The organism is Corallococcus sp. AB049A (assembly GCF_003668885.1).
GTDB classification, from domain to species: Bacteria; Myxococcota; Myxococcia; order Myxococcales; family Myxococcaceae; genus Corallococcus; species Corallococcus interemptor.
This window is the reverse complement of the sequence record NZ_RAWL01000685.1, coordinates 1-2675: the sequence shown is the minus strand read 5'-3', so window position 1 is coordinate 2675 and position 2675 is coordinate 1. Positions and strand designations below refer to the sequence as shown.

The window sequence follows — 2675 nt, the reverse complement described above, 5'->3', positions numbered from 1 at the left end:
GACGAAGGCCAGCCCCGCGATGACGGCCATGGTCACCGCGATGCGGCCCACCGGGCCCGCCACCCGGGCGACGAGGCGGGTGTCCTCCGGAACGGGCGCGCGGCCCTCCGAGTCGATGGCGCGCACGTAGTCGCCCTTGACCAGGTTGTAGAGCGCCTTGCAGGTCTCGAACTCGCCCAGGCCGCAGAGGTCCACCATGCGGCGCAGGTCGCGCCCCACGGCGATCTCCTCATAGACGTGGCGCTCCGACGGCCCGATGACGCCCAGCTCTCCGCCCTCGTCGTTGACGCGGGGCGGCGGGAGCGCCTTGACGCGCTCGAAGGTCATGTCGTCGCGGTGGATGCGCTTCCGGATGACGGGCCACTCGTCCACCATCCGGAAGCCCTCCATGAGCACCGTCTCCGCGCGCAGCGGGATGATGCCGTCGGGGCCGGGCTCCACGGGCTCCTGGATGAACTCATAGGTGCCCGCCTTCCAGGTGAAGAGGCGGTAGAGCGTCTCCGTCACCTGGAGCTGGGCCATCTGCTGGAAGCGCTCCGCGGTGAGGGCGTGACTCTGCACCAGCACGTCACCCAGGCGCTTGAGGGTGCGCTTCTGGACCTCCAGCGCGGCCTCCAGCTGCGTCTCCGTGATGATCTCGGCGCGCACCAGCATGGCGCCGATGAGTTCCTTGCGCTTCCGGGTGAGGCTTTCGGCCTTGATGATGTGGCCGTCCTGGAAGCCGATGCGCACCTCCTGGTCCTTGTTGCGCAGGTGGAGCGTGCCGGTCTTCTGCTGCTGGCCAATCAGCTGCAGGATGTCACCGATGCCGAAGTCCTTGAGGGTGCCCTTGAGGGCCATGGCTCAGGCCTCCCCCCGCTGATGGCGGCGCAGGCCGCGCAGGGTCAGCAGGTAGACGAAGAAGAGCACCGTGCCCGCGGGCACGAGCTTGAGGTACAGCGGCGCGTCCCCGTACGGCGTGCGGACGAGCCCCCGGTGCAGCACCAGCGCGGCCACGGCGAAGCTGAACACGAAGGCATACAGGGCGCCCCGCACCGGCAGGCCCGAGCCCACGTGGCCCGCGCCGGACACCAGGCTCCCCAGCGCGTACGTCACCCGCTTCGTCCAGGCCTGGTGGCGCTCCACCTCGCCCTGCTTGCGCGAGCGGAACTCCTTGGGCACCTGGCTCTTGCGCGCGTAGACGTGCACGCACTGGCCGCACATCGCGCTGCTCACGGGCAGGTCCTTGTCGCAGCGGTGGCAGACGGCGTTGCCGCACCGCTCACAGCCGCGCGACGCCTTCATGCGAAAGGCCGCTTCCCCCAGGCCCGCGATGAGCGCCGCGAGCCCGGCGGCCAGGCCCCAACCCACCGGGCCCGCAGGCAGGACGGGCGACATCCAGCGGCTCACCTGGGACTGCACGCGGGCGCCCTCCTGGGCGCCGTCCGCCAGGTCCATCCAGTCACGCTCCGGCACCGTGGGCGCCAGCAGCAGGAGGTTGAGCAGGGGGCGGTCCTCCGGCGGCGGTTCGCGGCGCAGGAGCGAGTTGTCCAGGGCCTGCGCCTGGGCGATGGCGGACGTGGAGCGGTCCAGCTCCTTGCCCAGCTGATCATCCGGCAGGAGCCGCGCCCGGCGCCGGTACACCTGGCCCAGGTTGTAGTGCGGCGCCGCCATGGACGGATCCGCCTTGGACGCCTGCGTGTAGAGGAGCACCGCGCCGTCCACGTCGCCCAGGCCCATGAGCGCGTTGCCAAAGCGCGTGAGCATCCGCGCGTCGCCTTCCTTCAACCCGGAGGCGGCCTTGAAGTCCGCGCGCGCCTCCTCCAGGAGGCCCCGGCGTGCCTCGTACCAGGCGAGCGCCCCCAGCTCCTGGAAGCGCGCGGTGCGTGCCTCCGCCCGGGCGCGCACGCGGGCCGCCGCGCCCTCCGCGGACAGGCCCCCGCGCTCCAGCAGGTAGACGTCCTCCGCGGGCGTGCCGGCGAAGACGGTGAAGCGCGCCAGCGTCCCCGCGGCGAGCGGCATCACGCCCAGGCCCATGAGCAGCACCGCGGCCACCCAGCGCTCGGCGCGGCCCACGTACAGCGCCACCGAGGCGAAGAGCAAGAGCAGCACCGGCAACAGGCCCGCGCCCAGCACCACGGGCAGCGACAGGAGCAGCAGCCCCAGCAGGCCCGACTGCCAGCGCGTCACCGCCCGGGGGAACAGGTGGTGGAAGTCATGCAGCGCGTAGCGGATCCGCCGCAGGAAGAGCACCGCGACCACCGCCACCGCCGTGGCCGCCCACGCGGCGAAGACCAGCGCGCCCAGGTCCGTGAGCGCGGGCCGGCGGTATCTCGCGTCCGTCGCCAGCGTGACGAGCGCGGCCTTCCACTCGCCCAGGCCGCGCGGCACGTTCAGCGGATCCTCCACCACGTACGTCTCCGCGCGGGCGAAGCGCGCGGCGGGCAGCCCCGGCGACAGGGCCACGGCCACGTCCAGGAGCGCGATTGCGCCGGTCAGGTCTCCGGCGCGGCGGCGGACCGCGGCCTCGCGCACGAAGCCCATGCTCAGGGGCTCCAGGTCGGAGGCGAGCACCTCCTCGCGCAGCGTGAGCAGCTCCTTCTGGGCGGCCTCCGCCGCGGGCAGGTCGTTGCGCGAGCGGGCCGCCTTCCACTTCTCCCAGACGGTCAGCAGCTCCGCGTCCGTCACCTTCGGCG

The 2675-nt window shown here is 72.7% G+C and carries 2 protein-coding genes; both read right to left on the bottom strand.

Annotated features, from left to right (window positions below; all coding sequences use genetic code 11):
* Positions 1–840: DUF4388 domain-containing protein (locus D7X55_RS38230; RefSeq protein WP_121725613.1), on the bottom strand; the 840-nt coding region annotated here is incomplete at its 3' end.
* 3 nt (positions 841–843) lie between these two features.
* On the bottom strand, positions 844–2675 hold a 1832-nt coding region (locus D7X55_RS38225; protein ID WP_147470389.1), incomplete at its 5' end, for a tetratricopeptide repeat protein.